The following is a 16848-nucleotide window of genomic DNA, read 5'->3' on the forward strand; positions in this document are numbered from 1 at the left end:
AACGCTCGACTGGGAAACCCCAGCCGAGCGCCTGCATAAACTACTCACGGCCTGATCAAACAACCGCGTGTTGCAACGACCCCTTGAATCCGCCAGCTCACAGGGGCGGCCTTTGTGTGCACGGCTTGCTGGTATTGGGCGGTCAGGAAGACAACGTGGACAACAGACGTGTCGGTCTCAGGACCTCGCAGGCCCAAAGGGGTGGGTGGCATAGTGGCAGCCTGAGGACGAAGGTGGGCTTAGCCTGCAGCCATGGCCCCCATACCACGGGGCAAATTCCCCACTGTTGCAGAGCATCAACTGGCTCGCCGGTGGCTGCAGTTCACAGCGAACATGGGCCGGGGCCGCGACACGATCGACGCGTACGGCGGGCGGTCGAGGACCGCCTGATGGCCCGGCACACGCCCCCTTACAGTGGATGGCGGAGATGATCATGGACACGAACCCCACCGCCCTGCTTCTCGACCTCGCCGCCCGCGCCCAGGACTTCAGCGACCGGGACGCGCTGCAGGGCCTTCTCGCCACGGGCCACCGCGCCTGGTGCGAGGGCGTCGCCGACGTCCAGTCCGGCATCCGCCGGGAGGCCGCGAACCTGTCCGACGCCCAGCTCGCCGCGCGATGCGCTGCTGCGGGCGCTCCGTGGGAGGCGGAGATGACGCGCGGTGAGGCGGTCTCCGCGCTGGCGTTCGCGACGTGGGATGCTGCGCCGGCCGCCGTGGCCTACACGGAGCTGGAGGAGCGCGCCACGCTCTTCGGTGTCTGTCTTCTTGGCGAGGAACATCTGTAGCCGGTCTCATGCTGCGCTGGACACGAACACACCAGTTTTGGCATTATCGAACCTGTCGCGCTCGACCGGGCGCCACCACGCCTTGCCGATCCTTCCAAAGGGGCCCAGATGTCTCCCGCCGAGCGGCTCGTGGACACCGCGCAGATCGTGTCCGAGTTCGGCACGAGCAAACCCCGGATCAGCGAGTGGAGCAACAACCCGGACAGCGGCTTCCCCGAGGTCGCACACGCCGAGGGCCGCAAGCGGTTCTGGCGCCACGACGAGGTCGCGGCATTCTTCGCGCAGCGCGCCCCGAAGAAGCGCACGCTGCCGGCCGCCGTACTCGAGGCCGACCAGGACGAGCTGCTGCCCAAGCGGGAGGTGGCCAAGCTCCTGGGCTACACCCGTACCTCCACCATCGACGTCTACTTCCGCGACCGGCCCGGATACTTCCCCGAGCCCGACGAGGACATCGACGGCCCGAAGTGGCGCCGCGGCACGATCGTCGCCTGGGCAACCAGCCGCCCCGGAAAGGGCCGGCGCGCCTCTGCCCCTGCCGCCGCGCTGCCCGCGGTGCCCGTCGACGGGGACCCCGACGAGTTGCTCGGTACAGCCGAAGTCGCGAGCCTGCTCGGCTACGGCAGCGTCGCTTCCTTCTCCAGCGCCCTCTACCAGGGGCGCATCCCCGAACTGCCCGAGCCGGACACCCTGGAGAAGGAAGAAGGCAGCCGCGGCAGGGCCCGCAAGAAATGGCGCCGGTCCACCATCATCGCCGCCGCCCGCCAGCGCGGTGTACTGCCAGCCGCCGACCAGGACGACAACGAGAACCTCGTCGGCGCCGCCGAAGCAGCCCAAATCCTCGGATACAGCAACGCCGACAGCTTCATCAGCGCCCTCGGGCACGGGCTCCTGCCCGACCTCGAGCAGCCCGACGGATACGCCTACCGACGCGGCAGCGCCGGCCGACCCCGTCAGCAGCGCTGGAAACGCTCCCGCCTCGAGGACCTGGCCGCCCGCCGCTCCTCACCCTCCTGACCGCGACGCGACCTACCGCGCCGCAGGCGGGATACCGTAGACCCGCGGCCTCTGGTTAAAGGGAACGACGAACTCCCGGCGGACCAGACCACCGCACGATGGCCGGTATGGAGAGGCCAGCCACCCCTCCCCCGCGAACCCTCCAAGGCTCCGCGGAACCGGCCATCGCTATTTCTACCCGCCCGCGCGGCAAGTCGACTGCCGGCAAAGCAACGCAGACGTGAACACCGTGGCTCGCCTGCCCGTGGCCAGGGCCGTGGTCGGTCCGACCACAGACCCGGCCACGCATGGCCAGCCCTTGCTCGAGGGCTGCACAGTCCCTTCCCAGGCAGCGCGCACAGGTCGCTGTGAACCGCCCCGGTTCGAAGCCCTGCACTGCCGCCTGCCGCGCGCTGCTTGGATCCCATGCGCGACGCGGTACCCGCTCGTGGGCCTGCAAGAACCGGTACCCCTACTGGGGAAGAACACATCTGCGTACGCTGCGCGCATGGTTTTGAGAGCCGTCTACAGCATGCGCCACCAGTTCATCGCAGCTGGACCTTTGCTGTTGGCAGCGGCCTGGTTTTACGAGAACGCGCTTCTTCTACTGATGGCCCTCGTTTCTGTAGCCATGGGTCTGTGGAGTTGGTGGCGCGGGCGGGACCTGCCCGGCAAATACGCCGCCCTGGCCGAAACTTGCGCGCACCTGTCAGAGACAGAAATCCGTTGCAGGGCGGATGCACCACTGAGCCGTGAAGAAGCCCGGCGCGTATGGGACCTGGCACGCCGTGACAAAGGTGCTCTCGCCGAGGTGAGGGCTTGGGACAGGGCTCTCTTACATGAAGTCCACAGGCAGGCGGCATACGCAGCGGCATCCCTCGAGAGGTATGCCGAACTTCAGTACCGTGAGGCCGTTGCGCGCGAGCAAGAGGAAGCGCAGGCAAATGCAGCGCCAGTTGGTCCAACAGCGGGCGCAGGCCCGCAGAGCCTCTGCAGAACTGGCCAGAGCCAAAGAGCAGTTGCAACGCGACGAGATGTGGGCGTTGCGACGGGATCGTGAGCGGGCTCTTCAAGCCTCACGAGATCGAGAGGCGCGTGAAGCGCACCAGGCGTGGATGTGGAGGGTGGGACGAGAACTTGCCGCGCACCGGCTGGCCCGGGCAGAACCACGCACTGGTGCCCCCGCTGACGCCGGTCGGCAACTCGAGCAGCGCGTCGCCCAGCTCCTGGAACGCGACGGCTTCACAGCGGTGCAGGTCACCGGTGCCCCCGGGGACCTGGGCGCAGACGTTGTCGCCCTGACCGCAGGAGGCCGACGGGTTGTCGTGCAATGCAAGAACTACGCTCATCGCCGGGTCTCTTCCCCGGAACTGCAGCGATTCGGAGGGACTTTCCAAGCCGTGCACGATGCCGATGTAGGGCTCGTCGTGACTACGACGGATTTCACCCGAGCCGCTGCAGAGTACGCCCAACAGGTCGGCATCCGGATCATGGACGGGCGCGATCTGAGGCAGTGGAGCCAGGGCACCCCTCTCGCACTCGACTGACCCCTAACCCTCGAATCGGTACATCGACTGTGGTCGGGAGCGGTATTCGTGACCGTGGTCGGATCTTCACGGTCGCAGCTGTGGTCGGGGGCCTCGGCTGGTCCGACTCGTACGCGCGGCGTCGGATGGGACGGGCCGCACTGTATGGGAAGAACGGGCTGCCGATGACGGACGTGGACGCGGGCAGCGGTGACCGGATGGCACCCCGGGTGCGCATCGAGCAGACCCAGCGCTGACTGACCAAGCTGCGCGCCGAAGGCCTCATCGACCGCATCGCCCTGCCCCAGAGGGGCGGCTACGGGTGTGGTTCCCCACCCAGTACGGCGCGCAGGTCGCCTGCCAGTGGCCGGCCTCCGCCGACTCCCCAAGCATGCGCCGCAAGACGTGGGAGTGGTAGCAGCCCGTCCTGCAGACCCGCCTGGGGCCGTACGGCGCGATCTGCGATAGGCCGCGGCCCCGGCAAATACGAGCGTCATGGTGCTGCCAGCGGCCCCGCCACCGACCAGCGCCGCGCGGGCCCACTCCATCCCAGTGCATGCGGCGAGCCACCCAGCGGCGCCGCCGACGTTCACGGAGAAGGAGATCGCGAGCCACCTCAGGGGGATAACCGAGGGCCAGCTTGTCCGGACTATTGCTGTTGCTTTGCGTACCGCACGAAGGCTGCCCAGGCTGTCGGCAGAACACAGACGACTCCGCGGCCGCGGTCCTTGGTGTCCCGCACCATGACCGTGTGCAAGTTGTTGTCGGCGACCTCCACGCAGGTGTCCTGTGAGGTGTATGAGCTGGTGCGCCAGTTGGGCTTCTCGGGCATGGCGTGGCCTTCTAGTCGGTTGGCATCCGGTCAAAGTGCTGGATGGCAGTGAAGATGATGTCCCGGACGGCATTGCCGTAGACGGCTGACTGCTGAAGCAGGGCGAAGGCCTTGGCGTACAACTCGATCTCTCGAGGCTGAGAAACGGACAGCTCTGCAGAGTAGGTCTCGACGAGGACGAGCTTGCTGTCGAACATTGAGAACGAGTTACCGGGCCAGATCGCGGCAGGCGCCGAGCGGGGGACGATGCCGAGGCTGAGTCTGGGCAGCCGCATCACCGCCAGGAGGCGGTCGAGCTGTCCTTTCATCACGTCCGGGCCGCCGAAGTTGGTGTAAAGCGCCTGTTCGCCGAGCAGGACGTTGAAGATCCTCTCGCCCTGGTAGAGGTACTGCTGGCGTTCCAGCCTCCTGGCCACAGCTGCCTCGGAGTCGTCGGGGATCTCGTAGTAGTTGACGACCTGCTCAAAGACCTTGGCCGCGTACTCGGTTGTCTGGAGGGTTCCCCATACGACCGTGGGGTGCCAGACGCGGAACACCTTAGTTCTCGCATAGACGGGAATGGCTTTGTGCTGGCGCTTCTCGGCCCCGGCCTGGAGTTGCCGACCCCACTCGAGCCACAGCTCATCGACGTGGCGGACGATGGCAATCAGGTCGCCCAGTTGCTCGCCTTGCCCGGTGATCTGGCACCAGAGGCGGATGTCGTCCTCGCTCGGGCGCTGCTTGCCGTGCTCGATGCGTGAAACTTTCGACTCGTGCCATGCGGCGGCATGCGCGAAGGCCCGGCCGCTCGGGAATCCAGCGTCCTTACGGAAGCCGCGCAGCCGGGCACCGAGCGCTTGCAGTGCCTCATCTACTTGTGTGCTCACGGAAGTTCAGGGCTTGTACTCGGCGTGGGGGATGGCGTGTGTCCACAGCTGGTCTCGCAAGGCTATGCACTCGGCGACGGTGTCTGGGTCGTCGATGAGTTCTGATCCGAGCACGCGGCCGTCCGTATCGAAGTGGCCCACAGCCAACTGACGGTTGTCGTACAGCCACCAGTCCTTGGCGTCGAAGGGGAAGGTGACGCCGTTTGGGAGGAGGTGGCGGGGTAGCCAGCGAATGTCCTCGCCGGCTTTCTCGTTCAGCGGCGTGGTGTCGTGCTCCCACTGGATGTAGGGGCTCAGTGGCTCTGTCACGACCCGGACGCGACGTACCGTCATGCCGCGTCCGGTTGTCTGCTGCATGAGCTGGGTCCATGGCTGAAGGTATGAGTAGTCGGCGTCGCTGTCCTTGAGCCAGCTGTGGAACGGTCCCTCTTCGCCTGGTACGGAGTAGTCGTCCCGCAGCTCCAGGTGGAAGGCGTCCTGTTGGAAGCGCTCGAAGAGCCGGTTGCGTTCAGCGCTGGAGATCAGCTCCATGGGGTTCCTCCAGGAGGGCGGTGATGGCCGGCTTCGGTACCTCGACGCAGGTTTCGTAGTGCGGGATCGCCATCTGGGCCAGGGCTTCTGGGTCGGTCACCGCCTTGCCTTGTACGACGCACGTACCCTGCGGGGTAAGGATCATGACCGGGGCCTGGAAGCGTTTGATGCCCACGGCCCGCAGTCCGTCCTCCTTCAGATGCTCGAACAGCTCGGTCGGAACCTCCACCGCGGTTTCGCCTTCGGGGATTTCGAGCTGCATCAGGAGCTCGTTCGCGAAGAGCTGCCAGCCCTGGACGATGTAGCTGTCCTGGTCGGTCGCATACAGCGTCGGGCAGTCGCCGCTGGTGGAGTTGGTGCCGAGGAACCGTAACTTCATCGTCCGTCTCCTGTCCTCAACCTTGCTCAGGTTTGCGTGACATGTCGATGGTCGACGAGCCATACGGGCCCGTCAATCGGTCTGCTGCAAACTCGCGCAAGTTCCTTGGGCGTTGAGTGACAGCCGCCCTACGGTCGTCATCAGTCGCCGGACGGCCACACGCAACTCCACCTGCGTCCTGGCTCCCCAACCGGCGACACAGAGGAGAGCCCGGCCCTGTGCCCCCGCCAGGGCCGGGCGCCCGTCGCCGGAAGGGATCCCTTGACCATGACGACCGCACAGCCCAGTGCGACCGGCGTACCCGCCAACACGACCCAAGAGGGCACCAAGGTGACGAACCGCAGCGATCCGCCTTCGCAACGCCCGCCAGACGCGAAGATGTGGATGCGTGTCTACACCGTCACCCGCGACGGCACCGTCACGCCGCCGCGTGCCACGGTGACCGTCCCGTATGGTTTCGAACCCGCACTCGAATTTCTTGGCACCCGGCTGCCGCCCTGCGCCTGCCCCATCCACCGCACGGCAGGTACCGAACGGTGAACGGCATCGTGGATACGGCTGACGGGACGCAACCGGTGCACGTTGACGGGATGCGGGCAAGCGTCGGCCGGATGATCGGGCCCGGAGTCGAAGCACCAGACGCAGAGGAACTGACGGCGCTGACCGGTCTGCTCCGCAGTCACATCGAGTTGATCACGCCGAGGGTCGAGCAAGCGGCCCTGAAGTTGCCCGCCGATGATGTGCCCCGGTACTGCGCACTCGCCTGCGTCGGCGAGGCCCGCAGGAAGCTGGCCGCCACCGCCGGTCGCTGGCACGGGGATGTCGTCCACGCCCGGAAACTGGCCCGCTCCCTTGCGGCGTTGTGCGACCACTACGAGACGCTGACGGGTGTGGTCATGTGCCTGGCCTGCGACCAGCCGGTCAGAGGCGGTGAGGAGTCGTTGCCGTACGGCCACGTCAGCCCCTCCGGCGAAGCCACCGGAGCCGGCCGCATCCACACTCGGTGCGCCAACACCGTCCGCCGCCACTGAACAACCCGGCGCCCGCACCCGAGCCCAACGGCCACAGGCCCCGTAGTGGCGCTGCACCGGGGCGGGGCCGCGTCCAATCCCGCCCCTCCGGGCCTCAGGACTGCGACGCACCGCCTTTTCGCCGTCACCGCTGCACGTGCAGCTTGCAGGTCTGCAGGAAGCCCGAGCCCGAGACGCCCGCCCTCGGGCCCCCACCCGGACAGGTCGTGCCCGGGGGCCGACGCCCCTGCCACGTCGTCCACCCGCCCCTTACACCGATAGGAAGCCTCGTCCGATGAGCTCCGTCACCACCAGATCCGCGGGCCCCGACGTGCGGCTGGTGCCCTACATCACCAGCCGCGACGGCGAACACCCTGACCTGTACTTATCGCTGTGCGGCATCCACGGCCCCGACGGGCACCTACAGCTCGGCTACTGGGACGAACTGCCCGAGGACCGGGACTTGCGCGGCGTGCTGTGGGGACGCTGCTCCCAGGCCATCGGCACGGACGGCCTGCCCACCGGGCGGCCGCGCTGGCGCATGGTCCACCCCTCCCGGCAACGCGAAAGCATGGAACAGCTGCGCTGCCAGGTCTGCGCCCAGCCCGCCCGCACCCGCCACGGCGTCATCTTCCTCGCCGGCCCGAACGAGGTAAGCCCCGACGACGCCGTGGTACGTACCGCCCAACCGCCCGTCTGCCTCGAGCACGCCCGGGTCGCAGCCCGGCAGTGCCCCCACCTCGCCAGCCGACCCACGGTGTTCCTGGCGCAGAGCGCCCCGCTGTACGGGGTGATCGGCACCCCCTACCAATGGGGCAACAGCGGACTCAACGCCCTGCCCGCCACCGACACCCCACTCCCCTACGGGCATCCGGGCCTGCGCTGGTTCCTCGCCTCCCAAATGGTCCGCAGACTCCGCGCCTACACCATCATCAGCATCGACGACCTGCCCCCCGCATAGCCCCATCGGCCAGCCACTCCCGAGCACCCCCGACCGTGCCCGCCCGGCGCGTCGGCCGGGTGAACGCGGATGAAGCCGGAGCACGGCTTCGAGAAATCGGGGCTGAGGGTCTCCTCAAACCCGCATCTCGGCTGAACGGCGGCCGACCATGAGCCCGACCACGGCAGACCGGCACGCTACGGCGGCACGAGCAGGGCCCGCCGGCACCACCCGCCGCCCGGCCCGGACGATCCCGAACACCATCACGACGCCGCCCGGGCGGCCAGGCCCGAAGAGGGCAACAGCGCACCGAGTGCGCAGCCACCGCTCCACCACACGCAGCACAAGCAGCAGGGACATGGAGCCGTCACCTCTGCTCCCGGCACCCATCGGCCAAGCACCGCAGAAGGCACCGCAGCCCGAACCGGAGAGCACCGCTCCCGCCGGCCGCGGATCGTGCAGCGCAACATCCGGGCCAACGACGCCATCGACGGCGGAAGCGGGTGGTGGCAGCCTGTTCCGTACCCTGACGGCTATGTGACGGTGGTGGGACGTCACCGGGGTTCACCGCCCGAGCCCTTCGTGTCGATGTAGAGCCGCAACGCCAAGCCCGGCGGCCTGCTCGTTCCAGACCAGGGCGGCTTGGTCTTCGGGACTCGGGAGACCTCTGCGGCCTTCCGGTCATGCGTCTGGTGGTGCAGTGGGAGTAAAACGGAGTCGTCGTGTCTCGCTTACCAGTTGGTACGCGCGCATGCCTTGCGGGGTGAAAGGGTTGGGCAGGCGCGTGAGGAGGCGACGTACTTCGTCGGTCACGTGGGAGACGTACAGGATGGTGTATGTCTCATCCGGTTCCAGAGCGCGTGCCCGGCTGACTTGTGAAACGCCGAGTTCGAACTCATAGTCGTCGCCTTCTGAAGCCTTGACTTCGAAATAGTGGCGGGCATCTGCTGAGGTGATCATGAAGTCGTAGCCCAGTCCGTCGTCTCCTCGTCCATCGTTGAAGACCTTGCTGCGGAATCCCGAGACCCAGCTCTCCTCGAGCGGAACACCGTACTGGTTCTGGAGCCAGGCTCCGGCCACGATCTCGCCCATGAGGCCGATCTGTTGGGCACGGGCGGTGTCGTAAGGAGTTGAATTCACCCACACGTGCGGCGACGTACCCACTGGCGATTTCGGAGGGGTCTGGGGCATGCGGGGAGCCGGAACGAACGTCTCTGTCGACCGGACCGTTCCGAGTTGGCGGGCAAATGTCTCAGCGAAGGCCGGCAGTCTCTCCGGCGTGATCAAAGTGGCGCTGTCAGTGACCTGCAACGCGGTCGGCGCCTTCTGGGGGACGTGGGCGAATCCGTCCTCTTCCACGGTTGATGCGACCGCATTGTCCTGGGTGGTCCACAGGCCCAGCCGGCGTAGGAAACGCTCCGTGACCTGCGGAGTCAGTTCCTCGAAGTCCAGCAGCCCGTGGGCCTGGAGGGCCCTCAGGATCCTGTGTGAGGAGGGAAGCTTACGGGGCTGTGGCGCGGCGCCGTCGGAGAGGGAAACCGGGAAGTGGATCTCGGGCTGCTCCAGCCATTGCCGGATGCGGTCGCGGTTGGTGTGGCGCAGTTCAGCAACTGACGGCAGCGCGAGCAACAGTGTCGAAGGGGCCGAGGGCGGCGTGTGCGCAGTCACCCAGGCGTCTGTGTGCGCCTGGAGCAGGCTCTCATCGAGGTCCCAGTAGACGTCGAGCCAGGCGGGATCGGGGGTGAGGCAGGTGAGGGCCTCGGACAGTTCGACGTAGCGCCGGAGGTCTTCTCCTGCCTGGTAAAGCGGGGTGAAGACATCGCGAAGTCGGTCGTCGACCGCTCCCCGGTTACGCTGGAGCCAAGCACTGAACTGACGTCGGTGTCCTTCCGTACTGTGCAGGAGCGGGTACTGGTAGATGCGCCAGAGCCGGTTGGCCTGCTGCAGGCTGATGTGCAAAGCCTCAAGAGCGGTACGCAGATCCTCCGTGTCCGCGAGGGAGAGCAGGTGCTCCGCAGTGACTCGGGTATCGGGCAGACGTCCGGTGAGCCAGTCCACGAGTTCCTGCCGGGTGGCAATGGTGTCGCGCTGCTGGTTGAGTTGCTCGGCCATGTCGGCATCGAGGCAGACCAGCAGCGGCAGCAGTCGGCCGATGTCGGCGCCTGCGGCCTCGTACCCGGGCGCCAGGGCGTGGAGTTCGGCCAGGTCCAGGCCCAGAACGTGGGCGACGTCCGCGGGGGTGACATCCTGGGGCACGGGGCAGCGCTGCGCGAGGTCGATGAGATGCAGGCGTAGGGTGTCGGCCAGGTGCGGGAGGTCCAACAGGGTAGTAATGGCGGTGCTGGCCGCCTGGAGCGACGACCAGGGTCCGGAGCCCGTCCCAGGGCCCGGGACGCTGACGATGCACGCGCCTGTCGCGTCCGTCACGACCAGGGAGTGCGACCGGTCGGGAGACGAGGTCGGGTGGCCCTCGACGAGGGTCTCAGCTCGGCCCGCGACGAAGTACCTTACTGCAGTCAGTTTTTGAGCGATCGGGGCCGGATCGCGCGGTGTTCGCTTCGGAGCCAGTTCCAGAAGTCCCACCATGGTCAGCACCAGCCAGCGCCCGACCGTATCCAGCAATCCATGCCCCATGGTCTGGTCCAGGGGCAGGTCATCCACGGTGACCTGTACGTCTGCGGTGCTCGCACGCCTGAGCGCGGTCGCGCCGTGGCGCGCGAGGTACTGCTCGACGCGTGCGGCCAGGTCAAGGTCGCGCAGTGGGAGCAGAGGTGCTGGGGTTTGCTTGAGGAGGGCGTATTGGGCGGAGCCGAGCGCGTCGGGCAAGTAGATGTGCTCGGCGCCGTCGGAGGCGGCGATGTTCAGCGCTCCGGAGCGCTGAACCAGAACATCGAGCGTGAGCGGCACCGCTGCAGGCTGCTCTGTGCCACGTGGCAGAAGATCAGCCCATGCTTCCTCGTATGCCTTGCGGAAGGCATGCGCCGAACGGGCATGGCGCGTGGCTGGCACGTCCCGCACCAGCGCCACTAGGTGGCGCAGACGGTCCGGTGCGGATGCCGGATCTCTCCACTGCCGGATGCCGAGCCATCGCAGCCGATGCAGGGCGTCTTGAGTGAGCAACTCGTTGTGAGCGGCGGGCTGGGCGCTGAGGAATTCCGGGGCGCGTGTCCCGGCGGGCATCAACCATGACTCGTCTAGGCGACGGCAGACCACGGCGGTGCGGTGACCGGGTGTGGTCTGAGGGAACCACGAGGCCGACCTGAGGAATCCGGCCAGCGGGGAAGGCCACACGATCTTGGCATTGCCGGCAGTAAAGAGAACCTTCAGCGCCGTCTCGGGCCAGGTCTGCAGCCCATACGTGATCAACTCGGCATACAGACAGCGACTGGTGTCGTCGAGGCGGGCGAACGCCTCCTGCCCCGGGATCCGGCACAGCGGGGTGCGCCGCTGGTAGGAGCTCAGGGGGTGTGGCCGCCGGGGCGACAGATGTCCCACGCATGCCAGCCACTGCTGGAACTCCTCCTGCGACAGCCCCCATTCGTAGCTCCAGGGCATGGAAGAAGGGTCGGCCAGATGCGCGCCTGGCACGTGGCTCGGCGCGGTGAGTTCCTGGAGAGGAAGCCCGTGCGTAACACCGCAGCACTCCAGAAAACACAGCAGGTCCTCGAGCGACTCCACGGCCTCCGGAAACAACTGCGCCGGAGGAGCAAGGATGCTGCTTCGCACAGCTTGCAGGGAGGGGCACCGCGTGCGGCGGGACCGCAGGAGCCCGTCCAGGGCATGGTCAATCCGGCGGGTCACAGCACCGGGCCAATGCGGGCCGAAGACGGCCCGGTCGGCCTGGACCCAGCCGCCCTCGGTGGGGACCAGGAGGCTGGCGGTGATGGGTGTGCCGGGTGCGGCTGGCGCACTGTCGCGCCAGGCGTGGAAAGCAGCAGCCAGGCAGGCGGAGAGCAACTCCGGCTGCCCCTGGGCCTCGACCATTGCCTCGGCGATCAGGTCCAGGATGGACTCGGCACGGTAGCTGTGGACCAAACCCTTGTCTTCCAGCCACGCGCGCCCAGGCCGGGGGCGACCGGTCGCCGGGTTCGTCGCCGGGATGCCGGGGTGCAGGAAGAGGAGGCGGGTGCTGAGGCCGCCCGGCAGGGCGGAGGATGCCGCCGTTGCCGTAGTCCGCAGTTCGGGCGGGAAAAAGACCTTGGCGCCCGGCGTCGATGGTCGCACGAGCGTGTTGTGGCTGCTGAGGAGGAGGGCGTGATCTGCGCAGTCCTCGGCGCGCAGGGTCCTGGAGAGATCGTCGTAGAAGTCGGCCCAGACTGAGGGGGTAGCGAGCTGTTCGGCCAAGGCCATCGCACACCGTTCGGCCCAGGCGGCCAACTCCGGTGGTCGCGGCTTGAGGTCACACTTTCGATGTTTGGCGAGGGTCTCCAGGCGGGAGAGGCGGGTTGCGTTGACCCCGACATGGCTGATGATGTCGGCGACACCGGCCTGCGCGGTGGCCTGCGGGGTGAACTGGGTGGTGGAGGCCGGCTTCCACAGCCGGGCCCGGTCTAGTGAGGTACGCCCCTGACTGGAAGCGAGAACGGGGATGAAGGGGATGCTGTCGAGGTCAACTCCCGCATCGGTGAACGCCTGCGCCAGGCGCGGCACGGCGTCGGCATACCAGCACAGAAGGTCCAGCAGCACGTCGTCGGGCAGCGTCAGGGTGCCATCGGATGTTAGTTGCGCTGCCCGCGCACACGCGGCGGCGGCCTGGTCGAGCAGCATGCGGTTCCACGGGATGTCATGGTTGAGCGTGCGGCGGTCAAGGCCGGCGAAGAACGGCGCATTCAGGTATCCGCCGAATGGCGCCCTTGTGCCCGCTCCCATAGGCAGGAACGTGTACATCCGGCCCTTGAGCGGTTTGTCCACGGGTACTGCCACGCTCACGGTGGCATCACCTTGCCATGCCTCCCACGCGGAACTCATGGTGCGCTCGGCCCGACTGCATGCGATCGCGTCGTGCACCATGGCTTCGCTCACCTGCACGCTGATCATGATGAACTGGGAGCCACGGCTGAGGAGGATCTCCTGGACGCACAGCCCATCCGTGGTATGCAGCGTTGTCACCTTCCGGCCGAAGGTGCGACGCCTCTCCTCCCCATCTGTACGTTGCACCAACGTCATCGACTCGAGTCGGTCCAGGAAGAGCTCAAAAGGCGCGTCGCTCTGGGCCAGGGCATGCAGTTGGCGCTCGGCTTCCTCCCGGGCCGCCGGCGAGCGCAAGGGAAGGCGGATGACGGTCGAAAAGCCCCGCCTCCCGTAGGGCACAACCGCGTCGGGAACCGTAGGGATGACGACTGGCACCTGCAGGGCGGAGACGTTGTCCCGCAACTCCTGTGCGAAACCCGCGCGTTCTGGGACGACGCGCGCGGCGAGTACGTCGAAATCGGCGGACTGCGCAAACCGGAAGCGGAACCCGTCGAACTCCTGTGACGAGCTATGGGCCTTGCTGAAAATCTCGGGGCTGTCGCAGAGGTGAAGGACGCTCTTGAACCCCACTCCTTTGTGGCCGATGCCGTCCTCGGGACTCTTGGTCGACCGAGCGATCCGGCACAGTGCTTCGAAATTGGCGCCGGTCAGCGGCAGACCGCCATTGGCTGCGTACAGCACACCGTGCTCACCCTCATCGGCACAGAGGGCCAGTTCGACCAAACCGTCGGCCCGGTCCGCGGGGTGGGCGTCATGGCCGTTCTGCAGCAACTCCACCAGGGTGCGGCCGTGATAGTCAGGTGCGATGGTCCCCTCGGTGATCTCTTTGAGTTCACGGGTGACCGGTTGCCCCAATCGCTCGGCCTCGATGAAGAGCTGAGCGATGCCCTCGGCCTGCTCCCGGACCTGCCGCTGCCAGTCATTTCCAGGAGTGGGCTCGCTCCGCCCCTTCCCGTCGTGGCGTGCCCCATCCATGTCCCAAACCACCCCCAACCTCGGTCAACCGTCGCTGGTCGCCGGGCAGTTCCGGGTTTCATTACAGCTGCGGACGGCAGTCTCGCGATCCTACTCCTACCTTCAAGGGCAGGCTTCGCCGCACCGATCGCGACCTGCAGAGTGGTGAAGTGACGCGATCACGGAGCCGATCTATGGCTGTCGAGAGAGGGTGACGCCTGCCTGGTGGCGCAGTCGTTCCAGTGCTCTACGCTAGCGTTCCGCGCGCCCTCGTCTCCTCATCGGTCGGATTCCTGCTTTGGGTTTAGCAGTTTCTGGACGGCGCTGGCGCTCCAGGTTCCTTGGCGGCTGAGTGTCGGAATCGCCTCTTCATCAAGCCGGGTGGCGATCTTCCGGAGCGAGAGGCCCTTGTCGCGCAGTCCGGCGGCTGTCTGCCGGGCGTGAGCGAGGGATCGGGTTTCTTCCACGATGGTGGCGTTTTCGCGTACTCGGAGGCCCGCAAACAGTTCTGTGCCTTCGCGCAGAAGGCGGTTGTGGTGAGGGTTGTCGTCCACGGCATCGATTCGGGTGCCGTTCTCGACTACCTGTACGCCCCGGAAGAGGGCTAGGTCGTACATGACCCGCCGCTGCGCGGGACTGGAGAAGACCGTGTCGGGGCTGGTCACGTAGAGGGTACGGACACAACCCAAGTCCATGATCAGCGCGGCGAGATAGGCCAGGCCCCGCTCCGGATGCTGAGGGTCGACCGGAAGTACGAAGTGGTGAGGCGTGTCAAGGGAGTCGTCGAATGTCTTCGCTGCTGCCTCCGCGCCTTCATCACCAAGCACCGCCATAGCACTGACAGAGGCACCGAGAAGATGCGTGCGCCCTTCGAGGCGTGACTCATCGCCAGATTTTTCCCTGTAATGGTAGCGAGGGTATCTCTCCTCGCCGTCGTCTTCCCCGAGAAGTCTATTGATACCCTGCCGGGTCCACACGGCAGGACGCTCGTAGTCGTCAACGGTTTCGAAGATACGGGCGACATGCGCTTGGGAATATCCCATTTCATAGATGAGCTTGTGCGCCAGTCGGGCGCACTCTTCACCGCTTGGCCAGCCACGAGAGATGTACGTCTCGCCCACCAGATTGCCTGCAGCCGGGGGCAGCAAGCGGTGCCGTTCGCGGGCCGCCTCGCAGGCCAGATGCTGCGGACTACCCGGCTCGGGATCAGCTGTGATCAACTGCTGTCCGACGGTGACGGACCTGTCTACCGCCATGGCTTCTGCACAGGCGACAGCGCGTGTCACGGCGTCCCCTAGATGAGTCTCGTTCGGGATACGCAAGTGGCTGGCCACCCCCAGGCGGATTAAAGAAAGGGCTTCTTGCAGTGCGATACGATCCCGCACTCCTGCCCGCATCAGCGACAGCGCTTCCTGGCGCCGCAGCATATGGTCGGGAAAAATTTCCGCCCCATTTTTTCCGTCTTTCGACCTGACGACATAATAGATATCCACACATCCCCCTCATTGCCGAATCTCATCACTTGCGAATCACGCAGAAGCTTCCCTCTGATGGGAGAAGCATCAAGGCGGTAAGGATCCTGGCACTGGAGGTCACGCCTTGGCAAGGCGGCGTGTCCTGCCCGTCCGCCCAAGAGAAGCGGCATTAGATAAAGGTACTTAGGGCGCAGATTTTGAGTTCTGGTTTCTGTACGTCTGGGATTTTCACAGGGGACGGATTCGTGGGCGGACACGCAGAACAGTGCGGCTGTTGGAGCCATCACCTCTCGCAGACGCCCGCAGTCGCACACTGGCGAGAAGCCGACGTCAGGCCGCCTCCCTCATCACCTACGGGCAGCTGACCCATCCGTCGCCGACACAGCGGAGCGGGGCGTCGTGGTCCCGCCCTACAGTCTGGGCATGGTTCATGAGAGGGTCCTGCGCGGATACTTACTGGAAGAGGTCGTTGCCTGGCTTCTGCGGTCGAGCGGCTACGAGTTGCTCTCCGCGGCACACGATCAGGAGAAGAACCCTGCATACCGCGTCCTCAAACAGCGGCACAATGGGATGGCCGTGCGCGGCAGAGGAGCATGGCACCAGGCCGACGCGCTCGGGGAGTTCCGTTACGTACCGCCATTTTCACACCCGGTGAGGCTCTTCGTGGAGGCAAAGTTCACCGGCACGAACGTCGGGCTGCCGACGGTGCGTAACGGCCACGGAGTGGTGCACGACGTCAACGAAAACGTAGTGACCTCGGTACACGGAGCCGCCCCCAGCCGGCCCAGGCCGCGCTACCACTACAGCTACGCCATCTTCTCCACCGCCGGCTTCAGCCGGGACGCCCAGGAGTACGCACTCGCCCACCAGATCTCGCTCATCGACCTGTCCATGCCCGACTTCGAGGGGCTGCGGAATCTGGTGTCGACGCGAGCGCGGCGCGTCCATGAGGTACTCGACCCGCTCCCGGCAAAGCAGCGGCCCCGGGTACACCAGCTACGCACACATCTGCGCCGTCGACTGCTCCAAGTCGTCGACGACTACAGCTACTTCATGGACGGGGATGACGTGCCCGTACTGCCCCGGAGCGTCACACAGCCGCTCGACGACATTGCCCAAAACCTGAGCAGCCGGCAGACGCCGGGGCTGGTGCTCGCCTTTCCGTCGGGCCCCTTCGTCCTCGGTCTGACGTCCGAGAACCTCTACGCCTTCGTCGACTACGCCTGTCGGCACCCCACCCACACCGTGCACCTGCGCAGGCTCCCGCAGACCGCATCCCATCCGGTGTGGCAGGTCCGTCCGGCCGAGAGCCCCGGTGCCTACGCCATGACATTCAGCCTGCCTGAGCAGGTCGAGTCCTGGATCCGGGCGCAGGAGGAAACCGTCAACGACCGGGCCCGCTGGATCAAGCGAAATGTACTGTCAACCATGACAATCTACTGGCTGGACGGCGATCACACCCTCACCTTCCAGCTTCGTTACGCCCCGACCGAACTGCGCCAGTGACGGCACAATTCGGCTCGCTGCGGCCACCGGTGCGGCCCGGCGGTGATTCAGGCCGTGGAGTCCGAAGCCGGACCAGGG

The 16848-nt window shown here is 66.5% G+C and carries 15 protein-coding genes; 8 read left to right on the forward strand and 7 right to left on the reverse strand.

Annotated elements, in window-relative coordinates:
* The first annotated feature begins 433 nt into the window (after positions 1-433).
* Together ABZ910_RS30995 and ABZ910_RS31000 are read left to right on the forward strand one after the other, a co-directional pair.
* Positions 434-787, forward strand: a complete 354-nt coding sequence (locus ABZ910_RS30995) for a hypothetical protein (RefSeq protein WP_361371518.1) — start codon at positions 434-436, stop codon at positions 785-787.
* A 108-nt stretch (positions 788-895) separates the two neighbouring features.
* Entirely contained in the window at positions 896-1801 is a 906-nt protein-coding gene (locus ABZ910_RS31000; protein WP_361371521.1) for a hypothetical protein, read from the forward strand.
* Positions 1802-2856: 1055 nt separating this feature from the next.
* On the opposite strand, the gene ABZ910_RS31005 is transcribed toward ABZ910_RS31000, so the two are convergent.
* A complete protein-coding gene (locus ABZ910_RS31005; RefSeq protein WP_361371687.1) occupies positions 2857-3129 on the reverse strand; it encodes a hypothetical protein in 273 nt (90 codons plus the stop codon).
* Between ABZ910_RS31005 and ABZ910_RS31010 the strand changes: the two genes are divergently transcribed.
* Together ABZ910_RS31010 and ABZ910_RS31015 are read left to right on the forward strand one after the other, a co-directional pair.
* A complete protein-coding gene (locus ABZ910_RS31010; protein ID WP_361371681.1) occupies positions 3031-3327 on the forward strand; it encodes a restriction endonuclease in 297 nt (98 codons plus the stop codon). The genes ABZ910_RS31005 and ABZ910_RS31010 overlap by 99 nt on opposite strands.
* Before the next feature lie 80 nt (positions 3328-3407).
* Positions 3408-3563, forward strand: coding sequence for a hypothetical protein (locus tag ABZ910_RS31015; RefSeq protein ID WP_361371524.1), 156 nt, complete (start codon positions 3408-3410; stop codon positions 3561-3563).
* 392 nt (positions 3564-3955) lie between these two features.
* Here the strand turns inward: ABZ910_RS31015 and ABZ910_RS31020 are convergent, their stop codons facing one another.
* The 4 genes from ABZ910_RS31020 to ABZ910_RS31035 are packed head-to-tail and all read right to left on the reverse strand — an operon-like array spanning position 3956 to position 5914.
* Positions 3956-4138 carry a DUF397 domain-containing protein gene (locus ABZ910_RS31020; protein ID WP_361371527.1) on the reverse strand — a complete coding sequence of 61 codons (183 nt, stop codon included), beginning with the start codon at positions 4136-4138 and terminating at the stop codon, positions 3956-3958.
* 11 nt (positions 4139-4149) lie between these two features.
* Entirely contained in the window at positions 4150-5004 is an 855-nt protein-coding gene (locus ABZ910_RS31025; protein ID WP_361371530.1) for a helix-turn-helix transcriptional regulator, read from the reverse strand.
* 6 nt (positions 5005-5010) lie between these two features.
* The gene (locus tag ABZ910_RS31030) at positions 5011-5535 is read right to left on the reverse strand and encodes a DUF6879 family protein (RefSeq protein ID WP_361371533.1); all 525 of its coding nucleotides are present in this window, start codon (positions 5533-5535) and stop codon (positions 5011-5013) included.
* Positions 5513-5914, reverse strand: a complete 402-nt coding sequence (locus tag ABZ910_RS31035) for a hypothetical protein (protein WP_361371536.1) — start codon at positions 5912-5914, stop codon at positions 5513-5515. Before ABZ910_RS31035 ends, ABZ910_RS31030 begins: the two co-directional genes overlap by 23 nt.
* Before the next feature lie 267 nt (positions 5915-6181).
* Here ABZ910_RS31035 and ABZ910_RS31040 point away from each other — a divergent pair, with 267 nt between their 5' ends.
* The 3 genes from ABZ910_RS31040 (at position 6182) to ABZ910_RS31050 (ending at position 7885) form a co-directional block, all read left to right on the forward strand.
* Positions 6182-6454, forward strand: a complete 273-nt coding sequence (locus ABZ910_RS31040) for a hypothetical protein (protein WP_361371539.1) — start codon at positions 6182-6184, stop codon at positions 6452-6454.
* A 50-nt stretch (positions 6455-6504) separates the two neighbouring features.
* Positions 6505-6945, forward strand: coding sequence for a DUF6415 family natural product biosynthesis protein (locus ABZ910_RS31045; RefSeq protein ID WP_361371542.1), 441 nt, complete (start codon positions 6505-6507; stop codon positions 6943-6945).
* A gap of 274 nt (positions 6946-7219) precedes the next feature.
* Complete coding sequence (locus ABZ910_RS31050; RefSeq protein ID WP_361371545.1) at positions 7220-7885, forward strand: hypothetical protein; 666 nt, start codon at positions 7220-7222, stop codon at positions 7883-7885.
* 660 nt (positions 7886-8545) lie between these two features.
* Here ABZ910_RS31050 and ABZ910_RS31055 read toward each other — a convergent pair.
* A complete protein-coding gene (locus tag ABZ910_RS31055) occupies positions 8546-13810 on the reverse strand; it encodes a hypothetical protein (RefSeq protein ID WP_361371548.1) in 5265 nt (1754 codons plus the stop codon).
* Positions 13811-14067: 257 nt separating this feature from the next.
* Positions 14068-15282, reverse strand: a complete 1215-nt coding sequence (locus ABZ910_RS31060; RefSeq protein WP_361371551.1) for a hypothetical protein — start codon at positions 15280-15282, stop codon at positions 14068-14070.
* Positions 15283-15663: 381 nt separating this feature from the next.
* On the opposite strand from ABZ910_RS31060, the gene ABZ910_RS31065 reads away from it, so the two are divergent.
* Positions 15664-16770 (forward strand): hypothetical protein, encoded by a 1107-nt coding sequence (locus tag ABZ910_RS31065; protein ID WP_361371554.1) that lies wholly within the window; start codon positions 15664-15666, stop codon positions 16768-16770.
* The last annotated feature ends 78 nt before the right edge of the window (positions 16771-16848 follow it).

The organism is Streptomyces sp. NPDC046805, from assembly GCF_040645355.1.
Classification (GTDB): Bacteria; Actinomycetota; Actinomycetes; order Streptomycetales; family Streptomycetaceae; genus Streptomyces.

Excerpts from the sequence above, each read along its gene's own strand:
- ABZ910_RS30995 (WP_361371518.1), top strand. The coding sequence starts at position 434 with ATGGACACGAACCCCACCGCCCTGCTTCTCGACCTCGCCGCCCGCGCC.
- ABZ910_RS31000 (WP_361371521.1), top strand. The coding sequence starts at position 896 with ATGTCTCCCGCCGAGCGGCTCGTGGACACCGCGCAGATCGTGTCCGAG.
- ABZ910_RS31005 (WP_361371687.1), bottom strand. The coding sequence starts at position 3,129 with ATGAGCGTAGTTCTTGCATTGCACGACAACCCGTCGGCCTCCTGCGGT.
- ABZ910_RS31020 (WP_361371527.1), bottom strand. The coding sequence starts at position 4,138 with ATGCCCGAGAAGCCCAACTGGCGCACCAGCTCATACACCTCACAGGAC.
- ABZ910_RS31030 (WP_361371533.1), bottom strand. The coding sequence starts at position 5,535 with ATGGAGCTGATCTCCAGCGCTGAACGCAACCGGCTCTTCGAGCGCTTC.
- ABZ910_RS31035 (WP_361371536.1), bottom strand. The coding sequence starts at position 5,914 with ATGAAGTTACGGTTCCTCGGCACCAACTCCACCAGCGGCGACTGCCCG.
- ABZ910_RS31040 (WP_361371539.1), top strand. The coding sequence starts at position 6,182 with ATGACGACCGCACAGCCCAGTGCGACCGGCGTACCCGCCAACACGACC.
- ABZ910_RS31045 (WP_361371542.1), top strand. The coding sequence starts at position 6,505 with ATGCGGGCAAGCGTCGGCCGGATGATCGGGCCCGGAGTCGAAGCACCA.
- ABZ910_RS31050 (WP_361371545.1), top strand. The coding sequence starts at position 7,220 with ATGAGCTCCGTCACCACCAGATCCGCGGGCCCCGACGTGCGGCTGGTG.
- ABZ910_RS31055 (WP_361371548.1), bottom strand. The coding sequence starts at position 13,810 with ATGGATGGGGCACGCCACGACGGGAAGGGGCGGAGCGAGCCCACTCCT.